15 protein-coding genes are annotated in these 15,698 nt (G+C 63.4%); 11 read left to right on the plus strand and 4 right to left on the minus strand.

Going from position 1 to position 15,698, the window contains the following annotated elements; translation table 11 throughout:
* Positions 1-43 precede the first annotated feature (43 nt).
* From arnB to I6G83_RS17015, 11 genes are all read left to right on the plus strand, one after another.
* On the plus strand, positions 44-1,198 hold the full coding sequence (arnB, locus tag I6G83_RS16965) for a UDP-4-amino-4-deoxy-L-arabinose aminotransferase (RefSeq protein ID WP_015672110.1): 1,155 nt from the start codon (positions 44-46) through the stop codon (positions 1,196-1,198).
* Positions 1,185-2,168: an undecaprenyl-phosphate 4-deoxy-4-formamido-L-arabinose transferase gene (gene arnC / locus I6G83_RS16970; protein ID WP_015672111.1), complete on the plus strand. Its 984-nt coding sequence runs from the start codon at positions 1,185-1,187 to the stop codon at positions 2,166-2,168. Before arnB ends, arnC begins: the two co-directional genes overlap by 14 nt.
* Positions 2,165-4,147: a bifunctional UDP-4-amino-4-deoxy-L-arabinose formyltransferase/UDP-glucuronic acid oxidase ArnA gene (arnA, locus tag I6G83_RS16975; RefSeq protein WP_054307183.1), complete on the plus strand. Its 1,983-nt coding sequence runs from the start codon at positions 2,165-2,167 to the stop codon at positions 4,145-4,147. Before arnC ends, arnA begins: the two co-directional genes overlap by 4 nt.
* Complete coding sequence (gene arnD / locus I6G83_RS16980) at positions 4,144-5,049, plus strand: 4-deoxy-4-formamido-L-arabinose-phosphoundecaprenol deformylase (RefSeq protein WP_062778963.1); 906 nt, start codon at positions 4,144-4,146, stop codon at positions 5,047-5,049. Before arnA ends, arnD begins: the two co-directional genes overlap by 4 nt.
* Positions 5,046-6,710 carry a lipid IV(A) 4-amino-4-deoxy-L-arabinosyltransferase gene (gene arnT, locus I6G83_RS16985; RefSeq protein WP_062778960.1) on the plus strand — a complete coding sequence of 555 codons (1,665 nt, stop codon included), beginning with the start codon at positions 5,046-5,048 and terminating at the stop codon, positions 6,708-6,710. Before arnD ends, arnT begins: the two co-directional genes overlap by 4 nt.
* Positions 6,707-7,051, plus strand: a complete 345-nt coding sequence (arnE, locus tag I6G83_RS16990) for a 4-amino-4-deoxy-L-arabinose-phosphoundecaprenol flippase subunit ArnE (RefSeq protein ID WP_015672115.1) — start codon at positions 6,707-6,709, stop codon at positions 7,049-7,051. The genes arnT and arnE overlap by 4 nt, the downstream gene beginning before the upstream one ends.
* Positions 7,048-7,431: a 4-amino-4-deoxy-L-arabinose-phosphoundecaprenol flippase subunit ArnF gene (arnF, locus tag I6G83_RS16995; protein WP_054307668.1), complete on the plus strand. Its 384-nt coding sequence runs from the start codon at positions 7,048-7,050 to the stop codon at positions 7,429-7,431. The genes arnE and arnF overlap by 4 nt, the downstream gene beginning before the upstream one ends.
* A gap of 136 nt (positions 7,432-7,567) precedes the next feature.
* A complete protein-coding gene (locus I6G83_RS17000; RefSeq protein ID WP_015672117.1) occupies positions 7,568-8,026 on the plus strand; it encodes an NlpC/P60 family protein in 459 nt (152 codons plus the stop codon).
* 76 nt (positions 8,027-8,102) lie between these two features.
* On the plus strand, positions 8,103-9,116 hold the full coding sequence (locus I6G83_RS17005) for a lipoate--protein ligase A (protein WP_054307669.1): 1,014 nt from the start codon (positions 8,103-8,105) through the stop codon (positions 9,114-9,116).
* A gap of 497 nt (positions 9,117-9,613) precedes the next feature.
* The gene (locus I6G83_RS17010; RefSeq protein ID WP_054307670.1) at positions 9,614-10,366 is read left to right on the plus strand and encodes an EAL domain-containing protein; all 753 of its coding nucleotides are present in this window, start codon (positions 9,614-9,616) and stop codon (positions 10,364-10,366) included.
* Between the two features lie 229 nt (positions 10,367-10,595).
* The gene (locus tag I6G83_RS17015) at positions 10,596-12,038 is read left to right on the plus strand and encodes a protein adenylyltransferase SelO (protein WP_054307671.1); all 1,443 of its coding nucleotides are present in this window, start codon (positions 10,596-10,598) and stop codon (positions 12,036-12,038) included.
* A 7-nt stretch (positions 12,039-12,045) separates the two neighbouring features.
* On the opposite strand, the gene I6G83_RS17020 is transcribed toward I6G83_RS17015, so the two are convergent.
* From I6G83_RS17020 to I6G83_RS17035, 4 genes are read right to left on the minus strand one after another with little or no spacing between them, the layout of a single operon-like run.
* On the minus strand, positions 12,046-12,831 hold the full coding sequence (locus I6G83_RS17020; protein WP_054307672.1) for a heme ABC transporter ATP-binding protein: 786 nt from the start codon (positions 12,829-12,831) through the stop codon (positions 12,046-12,048).
* The gene (locus I6G83_RS17025) at positions 12,824-13,828 is read right to left on the minus strand and encodes a FecCD family ABC transporter permease (RefSeq protein WP_054307673.1); all 1,005 of its coding nucleotides are present in this window, start codon (positions 13,826-13,828) and stop codon (positions 12,824-12,826) included. Before I6G83_RS17025 ends, I6G83_RS17020 begins: the two co-directional genes overlap by 8 nt.
* A complete protein-coding gene (locus tag I6G83_RS17030) occupies positions 13,828-14,655 on the minus strand; it encodes a heme/hemin ABC transporter substrate-binding protein (RefSeq protein ID WP_054307674.1) in 828 nt (275 codons plus the stop codon). Before I6G83_RS17030 ends, I6G83_RS17025 begins: the two co-directional genes overlap by 1 nt.
* Complete coding sequence (locus tag I6G83_RS17035) at positions 14,652-15,689, minus strand: hemin-degrading factor (RefSeq protein WP_054307675.1); 1,038 nt, start codon at positions 15,687-15,689, stop codon at positions 14,652-14,654. The genes I6G83_RS17030 and I6G83_RS17035 overlap by 4 nt, the downstream gene beginning before the upstream one ends.
* Positions 15,690-15,698 lie beyond the last annotated feature (9 nt).

The raw sequence follows: 15,698 nt of genomic DNA on the forward strand, positions 1-15,698 counted from the left end.
TTACATTGTAATTGAAATCACGTTGCAATCTTTGAGGTTTACTATGGATCAATTCTTGCCTTTCTCTCGCCCGGCAATTGGCGATGAAGAAATTGCGGCGGTAGGCAAGGTGCTGACGTCCGGCTGGATCACCACCGGGCCGCAAAATCAGCAGCTGGAAGCGGATTTTTGCCGCACCTTTGGCTGCCGGCATGCGGTAGCGGTCAGTTCCGCCACGGCGGGCATGCATATTACGCTGATGGCGCTCGGCATCGGCCCGGGCGATGAGGTGATTACCCCGTCGCAAACCTGGGTATCGACCCTCAATATGATCGAATTACTGGGCGCAACGCCGGTGATGATTGACGTTGATCGCGAGACGCTGATGGTCAGCGCCGCCGCGGTGGAGGCTGCGATAACCCCCCGGACCAAAGCCATTGTGCCGGTGCATTACGCCGGCGCGCCGCTGCCGCTGGATGCACTGCGCGAGGTGGCGCAGCGACACCAGCTGCCGCTGATTGAGGACGCCGCACACGCGGTGGGCGCCCGCTATCAGGGCGAGTGGGTCGGCGCGCGCGGCACGGCAATTTTCTCCTTCCATGCGATAAAAAACCTGACCTGTGCCGAAGGCGGCCTGATCGCCACCGACGACGCGGAACTGGCCGAGCGCGTGCGGCGTCTGAAGTTTCACGGTCTGGGGGTGGATGCGTTCGATCGCCAGACCCAGGGCCGCACGCCGCAGGCGGAAGTGGTGGAGCCCGGCTACAAATACAACCTGTCCGACATTCATGCGGCGATCGCCGTGGTGCAGCTGGCGCGGTTGCCGCAGCTGAACGCGCGCCGCAAGGCGCTGGCCGAGCGCTACCTGCAGGCGTTGCAGGGTACGCCGTTCCTGCCGCTGGGGCTGCCGGACTATCCGCACGACCACGCCTGGCACCTGTTTATGGTGCGGGTGGACGCCGAACGCTGCGGTTTCGACCGCGATACGCTGATGGCGCGCCTGAAGGCGCTGGGCATCGGCACCGGGCTGCATTTTCGCGCCGCGCACACGCAAAAATTCTACCGTGAGCGCTATCCGCAGCTGCGCCTGCCGCATACCGAATGGAACTCGGCGCGGCTGTGTACGCTACCGCTGTTCCCGGATATGAGCGAGGCGGACGTCGACCGCGTGGTCAGCGCGCTGTTCAGCTTACTGGAGGCGTCCCGTGTCGCAGGTTGAACCGATCAACAAAGTCTCAGTCGTCATCCCGGTTTATAACGAACAGGAGAGCCTGCCGGCGCTGCTGGAACGCACCACGGCGGCCTGTCATCAGCTGACGCAGGCGTATGAAATCATTCTGGTGGACGACGGCAGCAGCGACGCCTCCGCCGATATGCTGACCGCGGCGGCCGAGCGGCCGGACAGCCATGTCATCGCGGTGCTGCTGAACCGCAACTACGGCCAGCATTCGGCGATTATGGCCGGTTTTAATCAGGTGAGCGGCGATCTGGTGATTACGCTGGACGCCGATCTGCAAAACCCGCCGGAAGAGATCCCGCGGCTGGTCAGCGTGGCGGAGCAGGGGTACGACGTGGTGGGCACCGTACGCGCCAACCGGCAGGACTCCTGGTTCCGTAAAAGCGCCTCCAAAGTGATCAATCTGATGATCCAGCGCGCCACCGGCAAATCGATGGGCGATTACGGCTGCATGCTGCGCGCCTATCGGCGTCATATCGTCGAGGCGATGCTGCACTGCCACGAACGCAGCACCTTTATTCCGATTCTGGCGAACACCTTCGCCCGCCGCACGACGGAAATAGACGTGCGGCACGCCGAGCGCGAGTTCGGCGACTCCAAATACAGCCTGATGAAGCTGATTAACCTGATGTACGACCTGCTCACCTGTCTGACCACCACGCCGCTGCGTCTGCTCAGCGTGGTCGGCAGCGTGGTGGCGCTGTGCGGGTTTGTCCTGGCGCTGCTGCTGTTCACGCTGCGTCTGGTGCTGGGGCCGGAGTGGGCGGAGGGCGGGGTCTTCACGCTGTTTGCCGTGCTGTTCACCTTTATCGGCGCGCAGTTTGTCGGCATGGGGCTGCTCGGTGAGTACATCGGGCGCATCTACACCGACGTGCGTGCGCGCCCGCGTTATTTTGTTCAGAAAGTGGTCGGCAAACGGTCAGACCCAAAGACTCAGGAAGAAGAACGATGAAAGCGATTGTATTTGCTTACCATGATATTGGCTGCGCCGGTCTGCAGGCGCTGACTGACGCAGGCTACGATATTCAGGCAGTGTTTACCCATACCGACGCGCCTGGCGAAAACCACTTTTTCTCTTCGGTTGCGCGCCTGGGGGCCGAGCTGGGGCTGCCGGTCTATGCGCCGGAGGACGTCAACCACCCGCTGTGGGTCGAGCGTATCCGCGAACTGCAGCCGGAGATTATTTTCTCGTTCTACTACCGTAACCTGCTGAGCGACGAGGTGCTGTCGCTGGCGCCGCTGGGCGGCTTCAACCTGCACGGTTCGCTGCTGCCGCGCTACCGCGGCCGCGCGCCGGTGAACTGGGTGCTGGTCAACGGCGAAAGCGAAACCGGCGTTACGCTGCATAAAATGGTCAAACGGCCGGACGCCGGCGATATCGTCGGCCAGCAGCGGGTGGCGATCGCCGAGGAGGACAGCGCGCTGACGCTGCACAAAAAAGTGCTGGCGGCGGCCGCGCACCTGTTGGAAGAGCAGCTGCCGAAGCTGAAAAACGGCAGCGCAACCTTCAGCCCGCAGGATGAATCCCAGGCCAGCTATTTCGGCCGCCGCAGCGCCGCCGACGGTGAAATCCAGTGGCACCACAGCGCCGGCGCTATCCATAACCTGGTGCGGGCGGTGACCGAGCCGTATCCCGGCGCGTTCAGCTATCTGGGGCAGCGCAAACTGATCGTCTGGCGCTCGCGTCCGCTGGCGATTGAGCATGACAAACAGCCCGGCACGGTGCTCAGCATCGCGCCGCTGGTGGTGGCCTGCGGCGAAGGCGCGCTGGAGATTATCGCCGGGCAGAATGAGGCCGGTCTGTACGTGCAGGGCAGCCGGCTGGCGCAGGAGATGGGCATCGTGACCGATGTGCGCCTGCTGGCCAAACCGCAGTCGGCGCTGAAGCGCCGCACCCGCGTGCTGATCCTGGGGGTGAACGGTTTTATCGGCAACCACCTGACCGAGCGTCTGCTGCGGGAAGACCGCTATGAGATCTACGGGCTGGATATCGGCTCCGACGCCATCAGCCGTTTTCTGGACAATCCGCGCTTCCACTTTGTCGAGGGCGATATCAGCATTCACTCCGAGTGGATCGAATATCACATCAAGAAATGCGACGTGGTGCTGCCGCTGGTGGCGATCGCCACGCCGATCGAATATACCCGCAATCCGCTGCGGGTGTTCGAACTGGATTTTGAAGAGAACCTGAAGATCGTGCGCGACTGCGTGAAGTACAACAAACGCATCATTTTCCCGTCCACGTCGGAAGTGTACGGTATGTGCGACGATAAGGAGTTCGACGAAGATCGCTCCCGCCTGATCGTCGGGCCGATCAACAAACAGCGCTGGATCTATTCGGTATCCAAGCAGCTGCTCGACCGGGTGATCTGGGCCTACGGCGCTAAAGAGGGGCTGAAGTTCACGCTGTTCCGGCCGTTCAACTGGATGGGGCCGCGGCTGGACAACCTGGACGCCGCGCGTATCGGTTCCTCGCGCGCCATCACCCAGCTGATCCTCAATCTGGTGGAAGGCTCGCCGATCAAACTGATGGACGGCGGGGCGCAGAAGCGCTGCTTCACCGATATTAACGACGGGGTCGAGGCGCTGTACCGCATTATTGAAAACCGCGACGGTCTGTGCGACGGCCAGATCGTCAATATCGGCAATCCCACCAACGAGGCGAGCATTCGCGAACTGGCGGAGATGCTGCTGGCCAGCTTTAACGACCACCCGCTGCGCGACCGTTTCCCGCCGTTCGCCGGCTTTAAAAACGTGGAAAGCAGCAGCTATTACGGTCAGGGCTATCAGGATGTGGAACACCGCAAGCCAAGCATCCGCAACGCCCGTCGCCTGTTGGACTGGCAGCCGACCATCGCCATGCAGCAGACCGTCGCCGAAACGCTGGACTACTTCCTGCGCACCACCGTGCAGGAGAGCGAGGAGGCATGAGGAAAGTCGGCCTGCGGGTGGATGTTGACACCTTCAGCGGCACCCGGGACGGGGTGCCGCGTCTACTGGCGCTGTTTGAGCAGTACGGTATCCGCGCCAGCTTCTTCTTCAGCGTCGGGCCGGACAATATGGGGCGCCATTTATGGCGCCTGCTGCGGCCGCAGTTTCTGTGGAAGATGCTGCGCTCCAACGCCGCCTCGCTTTACGGCTGGGATATTTTGCTGGCGGGCACCGCCTGGCCCGGCCGCCATATTGCGCGCACGCTGGCGCCGCTGATGCAGCAGACCGCCGCCGCCGGCCATGAGGTCGGGCTGCACGCCTGGGATCACCAGGGCTGGCAGGCCAACGCCGGGCGCTGGTCCGAAGCGCAGCTGGCGCGGCAGGTGCAGTTGGGCGTTGATGCGCTGAGCGCCGCCATCGGCCAGCCGGTGCGCTGTTCGGCGGTCGCCGGCTGGCGCGCCGACCGGCGCGTGCTGACGGTGAAAGAGCGCTTCGGCTTTGACTACAACAGCGACTGCCGCGGCACGCGGCCGTTCCGTCCGCGTCTTGACGACGGCTCATTGGGGACGGTGCAAATCCCGGTGACGCTGCCGACCTTTGATGAGGCGATCGGCCGCGAAGTCAGTATGGCGGGCTTTAATGATTACATTCTGCAGGCGATAGAACGGGACGCCGGCGTGCCGGTGTACACCATCCACACCGAGGTGGAGGGCATGTCGCAGGCGGCGATGTTTGAGCAGCTACTGCAGCGGGCGCAGCGGCAGGGCATAGAATTCTGCCCGCTGAGCGCGCTGTTGCCGGCGGACGTGACGTCGCTGCCGGTCGGTGACATTGAGCGCGCGCCGTTTCCCGGCCGTGAAGGCTGGCTGGGCCGTCAAACTGAAGTGAAGGACGTTGCATGAAGTCGTTAAAACACGCCTGGGCCATCGTTGCCGCGCTGTTTTTTGCGCTGGCGTATCTGCTGCCGCTGAACGGCCGTCTGCTGTGGCAGCCGGATGAAACCCGCTATGCGGAAATCAGCCGCGAAATGCTGCAGCGCGGCGACTGGGTGGTGCCGCATCTGCTGGGGCTGCGCTACTTTGAAAAACCGGTGGCGGGCTACTGGATTAACAATATCAGCCAGTGGCTGTTTGGCGACTCCAACTTTGCCGTGCGCTTCGGTTCGGCGTTTTGCAGCGGCGTCAGTGCGCTGCTGGTGTTTGCGCTGGCGCTGCTGATGTGGCGCAACGCGCGCCGCGCCGGCCTGGCGGCGCTGATATTCCTGTCGATGGTGCTGGTGTTCAGCATCGGCACCTACAGCGTGCTCGACCCGATGATCGCGCTGTGGATGACGGCGGCGATGGTCAGTTACTATCTGGCGCTGCAGGCGGCCTCGGTGCGCGGCAAGCTGGGCGCTTATGCGCTGCTCGGTCTGGCCTGCGGCATGGGGTTTATGACCAAAGGCTTTCTGGCGCTGGCGGTGCCGGTGATCGCGGTGCTGCCGATCGCGATTGCGCAGCGGCGCGTGCGCGACCTGCTGATCTACGGCCCGCTGGCGATCGTTACGGCGACGCTGCTCAGCCTGCCGTGGGCGCTGGCGATCGCCGAACGTGAGCCGGACTTCTGGCGCTACTTCTTCTGGGTGGAGCATATCCAGCGCTTTGCGGAGAGTGACGCGCAGCATAAGGCGCCGTTCTGGTATTACCTGCCGGTGCTGATGGCCGGCGTACTGCCGTGGCTGGCGCTGTTGCCGGGTTCGCTGCTGAAGGGCTGGCGCGAGCGTGCCGCGCGGCCGGAGCTGTTTTTCCTGCTCAGTTGGGTGCTGATGCCGCTGCTGTTTTTCAGCATCGCCAAGGGTAAACTGCCGACCTATATTCTGCCCTGTATGGCGCCGCTGGCGCTGCTGATGGCGGAGTATGCCGAAGAGCGTCTGAGCGCGCTGCGCAGCCGGGTATTCCGGGTGAACGCGCTGTTGAACGGCCTGTTCGGCGCGCTGGGGCTGATGGCGCTGTTGCTGCTCGGCAGCGGCCTGCTGCCGGGCGCGCCGCTGTTCGGCGCGCACGAGGGGATAAAACTGGCGCTGGGGGCAACGGCGTTTGCCGGCTGGCTGCTGTTTGCCGTGCTGTCGCTCGGCAACGGCGCCCGTCGCTGGCCGTGGGCGGCGGCCTGCCCGCTGCTGCTGTGCCTGCTGATCGGCTATGCCATTCCGCAGCAGGTGATTGACGCCAAACAGCCGCAGAACTTTATCCGCGCCAATCAGACGCTGCTGGCGCACAGCCGCTACGTGCTGAGCGACAGCGTGGGGCTGGCCGCCGGTTTATCTTGGCAGCTAAAGCGCAGCGACGTGCTGATGTACAACGAACAGGGCGAGGTGGGGTATGGGCTGGGCTATGCCGATGCGCGTGAGCGGTTTATCGGCGGCGACGAATTCGCCGCGTGGCTGGCGCAGGCGCGCCGGCAGGGCAGCGTGTCGCTGGCGCTGCAGCTGTCGCGCGGGGAGCAGCTGTCCGATCGGCTGCCGCCGCCGGATAAGGTGCAGCGCATGAACCGCTACGTACTGTACTGGTATCAGCAGCAGCCATGAGCGGCTATCTGCTGGTGCTGCTGGCGTGTCTGCTGACCTGCGGCGGACAGCTGTGTCAGAAACAGGCGGCGCGCGGCTGGCGGCTGCCGGCCGCGGTGCGCCGTCGCTACCTGCTGCGCTGGCTGGCGCTGGCGCTGACGCTGCTGGCGGCGGGGATGGCGGTATGGCTGGCGGTGCTGCAGCGGCTGCCGCTCAGCCAGGCCTATCCGATGCTCAGCCTGAATTTCGTGCTGGTGACGCTGGCGTCGCGTCGGGTGTTTAAGGAGTCGATTACCCCGCGCCACTGGTGCGGCGTGGTGACGATTGTCGCGGGGATTGTGCTGATGAGCCTGCCGCTATGAACAAGGGCTACGTTTGGGGCATCGCCAGCGTGCTGCTGGTCAGCGTTGCACAGCTGCTGATGAAGTGGGGCATGATGCAATTGCCGCCGCTGTCGCTGAGCATGACGCTGCCGACGGCGGAGAGCCTGACGCCGCTGCTGGCGGTGGCCGCCGGCATTGCCGGCTACGGGCTGTCGATGCTGTGCTGGCTGATGGCGCTGCGCACCCTGGCGCTGAGCCGCGCCTATCCGCTGCTGAGCATCAGCTACGCGCTGGTGTATCTGGCGGCGGTGGCGCTGCCGTGGTTTAACGAATCCGCCAGCCTGCCAAAAAGCCTGGGGACGCTGCTGATTCTGCTGGGGGTATGGCTGATTACGCGGCGGAAGGCGCGGCAGCGCTAAAAATTGGCGTGATATCAGAATTATCCCGGTTGAAACTTGCCTTTTTTACGCCGGCGAGGATAAATTAGCCGCATGGCGCCGTGACTTCCCGCCGCGCGGGCGATGCGGCAATCTAGGCAAGCAAGGGATGATAACAATGCGTACCTGGTTCTTACTGCTCAGCCTGGTGCTGGCCGGCTGCAGCAGCCACGCGCCGCCGCCGAGCGGCCGGCTGGCGGACTCCATTGTGGTGGTGGCGCAGCTGAACGAACAGCTGCAGCAGTGGCACGGCACGCCTTACCGTTACGGCGGGCTGGATCGCGGCGGCGTTGACTGCTCCGGCTTTGTCTACCGCACCTTCCGCGACCGTTTCGATATGCAGCTGCCGCGCTCGACGGAAGATCAGACCTCAATCGGCAATAAAGTCTCGCGCGATGAACTGATGCCGGGCGATCTGGTGTTCTTCAAAACCGGCCACGGAGAAAACGGCCTGCACGTCGGGATTTATGACACCAACGATCAGTTTATTCACGCCTCTACCAGCCGCGGGGTGATCCGCTCCTCGCTGAACAACGTGTATTGGAAAAAAGTGTATTGGCAGGCGCGCCGCATCTAGGCGCCCGCTTTTTTCGGTAAGCGAAAATGTCGTATTCCGTTATCATGACGGCATGATGTTCTGACTGGTAACGGCAATGACGGCCCTGCGCGTATTGATTTCTGATTCTTACGATCCCTGGTTCAACCTGGCGGTGGAGGAGTGCATCTTCCGCGAGATGAGCACGCAAAAAATCCTGTTTCTGTGGCGCAATGCGGAAACGGTGGTGATCGGCCAGTCGCAAAACCCGTGGAAAGAGTGCAACACCCGGCGTATGGAGCAGGACGGCATCCGGCTGGCGCGCCGCAGCAGCGGCGGCGGGGCGGTGTTCCATGATTTGGGCAACACCTGCTTTACCTTTATGGCCGGCAAGCCGGGCTACGATAAAAGCGTATCGACGCAGATTATCCTGCAGGCGCTGGCGACGCTGGGCATCCGGGCTACGGCGTCCGGGCGCAACGATCTGGTGATCGACACCGCCGCAGGCCCGCGCAAGATCTCCGGCTCCGCCTACCGTGAAACGCAGGATCGCGGCTTCCACCACGGCACGCTGCTGCTGAACGCCGATCTGAACCGCCTGGCGGACTACCTGAACCCCGATGAGAAAAAACTGCAGGCCAAAGGCATTACCTCGGTGCGTTCACGGGTGGCCAACCTGGCGGAGTTTTTACCGACGATCGGCCACCAACAGGTGTGCGACGCCATCGTGCAGGCGTTTTTCGCCTATTACGGCGGCAGCGCCGTGGCGGAAGTGATCTCGCCCGACGTGTATCCCGACCTGCCCAATTTTGCCGAACAGTTTGCCAAACAGAGCAGCTGGGCGTGGAATTTCGGCAAGGCGCCGGCCTTCAGCCATCTGCTGGACGAGCGTTTCAGCTGGGGCGGGGTGGATATCTTTTTTGACGTTGAGCAGGGCGCGATCAGCCGCTCGCAGATTTTTACCGACAGCCTGCAGCCGGCGGCATTGCAGCGGCTGGCCGAACTGCTGGTGGGCTGCGCCTACCGCAGCGACGCGGTAGCGGCACGCTGCCGGCAGCTGGCCGATGAGTATCCGGCCCAGCGGGCGGAGCTGATGCAGCTGTGCGACTGGCTCAGCGAAACCATCAAATAATCCTCGTTCAAGCCGGGCGACGGCGGATCTTGTCCGTCGCTGCCCGTGATTTATCGTCCGTTGCGGGGTCCTGCGCGGCAAAAAATCGGATGAGCATTTTCCCCGTCATTCAATGTCGCGAATAACGGCGATAATTGTTCTCTAATCAGATTAAATCCGACGTAACGCAAATCGGCGTGCATGAAAAAACAAAAGATAAGATATTTCTTGGTGGTGATGGGTGTTTCTGGTTAATTAAAATAATTAACTCAAATTGTTAGCATACTGCAATGCGCTAAGTGAGAAATAGCGCAGGGTCGGGTGCTGTAAACTATTTGCTCCCTCAGTTTTATCTCATTTTTCAGCCGCGGGCGTGACTTTTTTATCGTTTAAAGCTATCAATCTAATACTTATTTATTGGTATGCGCATCGTTATTTCCGATCAATCCATCGATGATTGATCGATAAAAATTATTGATATACGATGAGATGTTCGCCATTTTTATTCCGGCATTAAAATGAAAATCCAATTTGAAACCGACTTTATCATTCGCCACGTATTTCAGCCTGTCTATACTCTCGGAGGTCGACTGCTGGCGGTAGACATTCAAAGCCGTTTCAATAGCCAGGACGGCGCTCTGGCGATGCCGACGGAGATTGGCGTTAATTTATTGCCTGCCGCGCAGAAGGCCGCGTTATTTTATGAGCAGCTGGCGCTGATCGAGGCCTGGGCAGACTGGTTTATTATGCATCAGGTGTTATTAACGATTAACGTTGACGAGGCGCTGGCGACATTACTGCTGCAGGATAATGAACTGCGTCAGCGCCTGCGGCGGCAGCCGTTTATTGTGATTGAAATCAGCGAAAGCTTTCCCCGGCTGTCGGACGGGAAAAACAATGAGACTATCCGCCGGCTCAGCGAGAATTTCACGCTGTGGCTGGATGATTTCGGCTCCGGACAGGCTACGCTGACGCCGCTGTACGATGGCCTGTTCAGCTATGTAAAAATAGACAAACGCTTTTACTGGCGGCTGTTTTCCCACCCTGGTTCCGATACGGTGCTGGATTCGCTGTTAAGAAATATCAATTTATTGTGTAAGGGCATTATCGTCAGCGGTATAGAAAATAAAACCTATTTTAACCATCTGGATCGCGCCGGTGTTTTCGGCCTGCAGGGTTTCTTATGGCCGGCCGTCGATGCAGAACGGTTGGATACGCTGCGTATAATACCGACAGAATTTATTACCGCCGGTGCGCCGGATAATGAATAGCCCGGAAAGTATTTAATATCGTCAATATATCCACATAAATAAAGCGTGTAACCGGCGTTGATTTAACCGCAGATGGTAGTGACGCACGCTGAAAACTCGCCGGTTTTTCCTACCTATGCCTTTCTCCTTGCAATTACTCCGTGTTAATCCGCCGTCGCAGGCAGTAGAGTAGGCGGAATCCCCGCGCACCGCCGTCAGAGGCGGCGCGCCCCGTTGCCACGGAGATCCTATGCCGCAGTTTGATAATGCCTATTACCGGCAGCTACCCGGTTTTTATACCGCCCTGACGCCCACCCCGCTGACAGGGGCGCGCCTGCTGTACCACAGTGCGCCGCTGGCGCAGCAGCTGGGGCTGGATGACAGTTGGTTTAACGCGGAAAATACTCCGGTCTGGAGCGGGGAGCGCCTGCTGCCGGGCATGCAGCCGCTGGCGCAGGTCTACAGCGGCCATCAGTTCGGCGTCTGGGCCGGGCAGCTGGGCGACGGACGCGGTATTTTACTGGGGGAGCAGCGCCTGCCGGACGGCACGCACCTCGACTGGCACCTGAAGGGCGCCGGCCTGACGCCGTATTCCCGCATGGGCGACGGCCGCGCGGTGTTGCGTTCGGCGATCCGCGAGTTTCTGGCGTCGGAGGCGATGCACCATCTGGGCATCGCCACCACGCGCGCGCTGACGGTGGTCACCAGCGACCAGCCGGTCTACCGCGAGCAGCCCGAGCGCGGCGCGATGCTGCTGCGGGTGGCGGAAAGCCACGTGCGCTTCGGCCATTTCGAACATTTCTACTACCGCCAGCAGCCGGATCAGGTGCGGCAACTGGCCGATTTTGTCATTGAACGTCACTGGCCGCAGCTGGCCGACCAGCAGGATAAATATCTGCTCTGGTTCACCGACGTGGCGGAGCGCACCGCACGGCTGATGGCGGACTGGCAGACGGTCGGCTTCGCCCACGGCGTGATGAATACCGACAATATGTCGATTCTCGGCCTGACCATCGACTACGGCCCTTACGGTTTTCTCGACGACTATCAGCCGGGCTATATCTGCAACCACTCGGATCATCAGGGGCGCTATGCCTTTGACAACCAGCCGGCGGTGGCGCTGTGGAATCTGCACCGCCTGGCGCAGGCGCTGTCGCCGCTGATGACCCCGCAGCAGCTGCAGCAGGCGCTGGCGGCGTATGAGCCGGCGCTGATGCGCGCCTATGGCGACCGCATGCGCGCCAAGCTGGGATTCTTCAGCCAGCAGCGGCAGGATAACGATCTGCTTACCGAGCTGCTGAGCCTGATGGCGCAGGAGGGGCGCGACTATACCCGCACCTTCCGCCTGCTGAGCGAGGTGGAACAGCAGCAGGCGCAGACGCCGCTGCGCGATGAGTTTATCGACCGCGAGGCGTTTGACGGTTGGTACCGCCGCTACCGCGAGCGGTTGCAGCAGGAGCAGGTGAGCGATGCGCAGCGCCGGCAGGCGATGCAGGCGGTGAACCCGAAGCTGATCCTGCGCAACTACCTGGCGCAGGAGGCGATCGCCGCGGCGGAGCAGGACGACGTCAGCAAGCTGGCGCATCTGCACCAGGCATTGCTGAAGCCGTATGACGACGACGCGCGCTATGACGCGCTGGCGGCGCTGCCGCCGGAGTGGGGCAAGCACCTGGAGATCTCCTGCTCCAGCTGACGGCGGCTCAGCGGCGCAGATACACCTGCGGCGTGGCGGATTCCGGGTGCGCCATCACGCCGAGATCCGCCTGATACCAGCGGGTGAGGGTCTCGGCCTGCAGCACCTCGGCCGGCGTGCCGTCGGCCACCAGCCGTCCCTGATGCAGCAGCAGGATGCGGTCGGCGTACAGCGCCGCCAGGTTGAGATCGTGCAGTACGCAGCATACCGCCAGCGGCTGTCGCCGCGTCAGGTCGTGCAGCAGGCGCAGCGTATGCTGCTGGTGGTAGAGATCCAGCGCCGAGGTCGGTTCGTCGAGAAACAGCCAGCGCGCCGCCGGCTGCGGCTGCCACAGCTGCGCCAATACCCGCGCCAGCTGCACCCGCTGCTGTTCGCCGCCGGAGAGCTGGCGGTAATCCCGCGCCGCCAGGCTGAGGCAGTCGGTCTGCGCCATCACCGCCTGCACCGCCTGCGCCGCGTCGCGCATGCCGTGCGGCGTGCGCCCCATGGCCACCACCTCCTCGACGCTGAACGGAAAGGCCAGCTCGCTGTGCTGGCGCATTACCGCGCGCACTCTGGCCAGCTGCTCGGGCGTCCACAGCTCCAGCGGCCGCTCCAGCAGGCGGCATTCGCCGCAGTCCGGCTGCAGATAGCCGGTCAGCAGGCGCAGCAGGGTTGATTTGCCGGCGCCGTTGGGGCCGATAATCGCCACCATTTCGCCGCTGGTAATGCTCAGCGACACATCATGAATCAGCCGGCGTTCGCCCAGGCGATAGCGCAGCTGCTGCGCCGTCAGGCTGGCGGGTTTAGCCACGGTTACGCTCCTGCTGGCGCATCACCAGCCATAAAAAATAGGGGCCGCCCAGCAGGCTGGTCATCAGGCCGACCGGCATCTCCGCCGGCGCCACCAGCGTGCGCGCCAGCGTATCGCTGACCAGCAGCAGGCAGGCGCCGCCCAGCGCCGAGGCGGGCAGCAGCCAGCGGTGATCGCCGCCCAGCCGCAGCCGCATCAGGTGCGGCACCACCAGGCCGATAAAGCCGATCACGCCGCTGACGGCGACCGCCGCGCCGGTCAGCAGGGCGCTGAGCAGCAGCAGCTGAAGCTTGACCCGCGCCACGTTCACCCCCAGATAGTGCGCCTCCTCATCCCCCAACTGCAGCAGGTTGAGGCGGCGCGCCTGCAGCAGCGTCAGCAGGCCGGCGGGCAGGATCAGCGAGGCCGCCACCGCCAGCGTCGGCCATTGCGACTGGTTCAGGCTGCCCATCATCCACAGGGAAAACTGACGCAACTGCTGGTCGTTGCTGAGGTATGACAGCACGCCGACCGCCGCCATACACAGCGCGTTAATGGCGATGCCGGCCAGCAGCAGTCGCGACAGGCTGCCGTGGCCGCCGCGACTGATGGCGTAAATCAGCGCCGACACCAGCAGGCTGCCGATAAACGCCGCCAGCATCTGGCCATATAGCGCCAGCACCGCCGGCAGGGCGAACGGCATCACGATCGACAGCGCCACCAGCAGCGCGCCGCCGCTGCTGATCCCCAGCAGGCTGGGATCCGCCAGCGGGTTGCGGAACAGCCCCTGCATCACCGCGCCGGCCTGCGCCAGCGCGCAGCCGATCAGCACGGCCAGCAGCACCCGCGGCAGGCGGATATTCAGCCAGATATGCCAGGCGGCGTCGCTGAACGGCTGCTGCCACAGGGTGCGCAGCGACAGCGTCAGCGCGCCGTAGTTGGCGGCAGCCAGCGACAGCACGGTCAGCAGAACCAGCAACGTCGCCAGCGCCAGCCGCGGTGAGCGACGGCACGGCATTACGGCTGCTCCGCGGCGCGGCGCAGCTTAATCAGGGCGTCCGGCGTCTGCAGGCCGAATCCCAACAGCGCCATATCATCGACCACCAGCACGCGACGTTTCTTCCCCGCCGGCGTCAGCGCGACGCCCGGCAGTTGCCACAGCTGCTGCACGCCGCCGAGGGTTTTCACGCCGTCGCGGCCAACCAGCAGCAGGTCCGGCGCGCTGGCGATCACCCCTTCCTGCGACAGCGGCCGGTAGTGGCTGAAGCCCTGCATCGCATTGCGCAGCCCGGCGGCGCGGATGGCGGCGTCGGCGGCGGTGTCCTGCCCGGCGGCCATCGGCGTCATGCCGCCGTGGCTCATGATAAACAGCACTTTGACCGGCAGCGGTCGGGCGTTGAGCGCCGCCAGCTGCTGACGATAGTGCGCGATCAGCCGTTTTCCCTGCGGTTTACGATCCAGCGCGGCGGCCACGGCGGTGACTTTTTCGCTGACCGCCTCCGGCGCGCTGTCGGCCGGAATATGCACCACGCGCACGCCGCTGTCGGCCAGCTGGCGGAACACCAGCGCCGGCTGCGCCAGATCGCTCGCCAGCACCAGCGTTGGCCGCAGCGCCAGAATGCCCTCGGCGTTCAGCTGACGCATATAGCCGACGTCCGGCAGGCTCTGCAGCGCGGCGGGGGAGAGGCTGGTGCTGTCGCGCGCCACCAGCTCATCGCCGGCGCCGAGCGCATAGACGATTTCGCTGACGTCGCCGCCGATGGAGACGATGCGTTCCGCCGCCGCGGCCAGCTGCGTTATCAGCGCCGCGCACAGCGCCAGCGCCCGCGAGAGTGAGCGCGTCATGCGGCGATGCCCCGCGTCTGCAGGGCGGCGATCTGCTCGCGCCACAGGGTCTGTTCCGGCTGGCCCTCGCTGCGCTGGCCGTACAGCTGGGCGATCTGCGTGCCGTCGGCGGCGAATAGCTCCAGACTGGTGACGATGCCGTCTTTGGTCGGTTTGCGGGTGATCCAGCTTTCGGCGATGGCGTCTGCAATCAGGTGCAGGGTAAAGCGCCGGTTGAACACGTTAAGCCAGCCGTTTTGCGGCAGCAGGCGTTCAATCTGGCCGGTAAAGATCTGTACGCAGCCGCGGTTGCTGACGAAGATCATGATTTCGTTCTGCGCCTGCTGCGCGGCGTTCAGCAGCTGCGCCAGCGCGCCGTTATCGACCCGGTAGGCCAGATCGTCGCCGACGGCGCGGAACGCCTGCTGACGGCCAATCTGATGGCGGCTCAGCAGCTGGAAAAACTGATGCACGTCGGTCATGGCGCGCCATTCGCCGTCAATGCGCGCAGCGTCGGCGTCGCGGTTTTCCGCCCGGGCCGGCTCTGCCGGCTGCAGCGCCAGCGGCGGATTGTCCGGCGCGGCGTGGCGTTCCACCAGCGCCAGCCAGGCGCTGAGGTCCGTTTCATCGCTGCTGTACACCTTATGCAGCGCATCGCCCTGACGATCGAAAAACTGAATGCTGTGGCGTACGCCGCGCTGGTTGCTTTCGCTCAGGCTGAAGGCGCTGGCCCACTGGCCGAGAAACAGCCGCAGATCCAGTTCGCGCGGGTTGAGGATCAGCCCCGCGTGGCCGTCTAACCGCTGGTTGCAATAGCGGCCCATCTGCTCATGCACCGCATAGTCATTGCGGGTGAGCGCTTTGGCGACGCCGACCTGCTCCAGCCCGGCGAGCAGCGTGCGGGCGTCGGCCTGCAGACGGCGCGCATCGTGGCCGACGCGGGCGTGGGTCAGCTCCGCTTCGCTGACGCCGAGCAGCGCCGCCAGATCGCGCGCGTATTTACCGGGGTGATCCTGTTTCGCCTGCTGATAGCGGGCATAGAGATCGTTGTTCATGGCTATTCT

Source organism: Serratia rubidaea (assembly GCF_016026735.1).
In the GTDB taxonomy this organism is placed as follows: domain Bacteria; phylum Pseudomonadota; class Gammaproteobacteria; order Enterobacterales; family Enterobacteriaceae; genus Serratia_B; species Serratia_B rubidaea.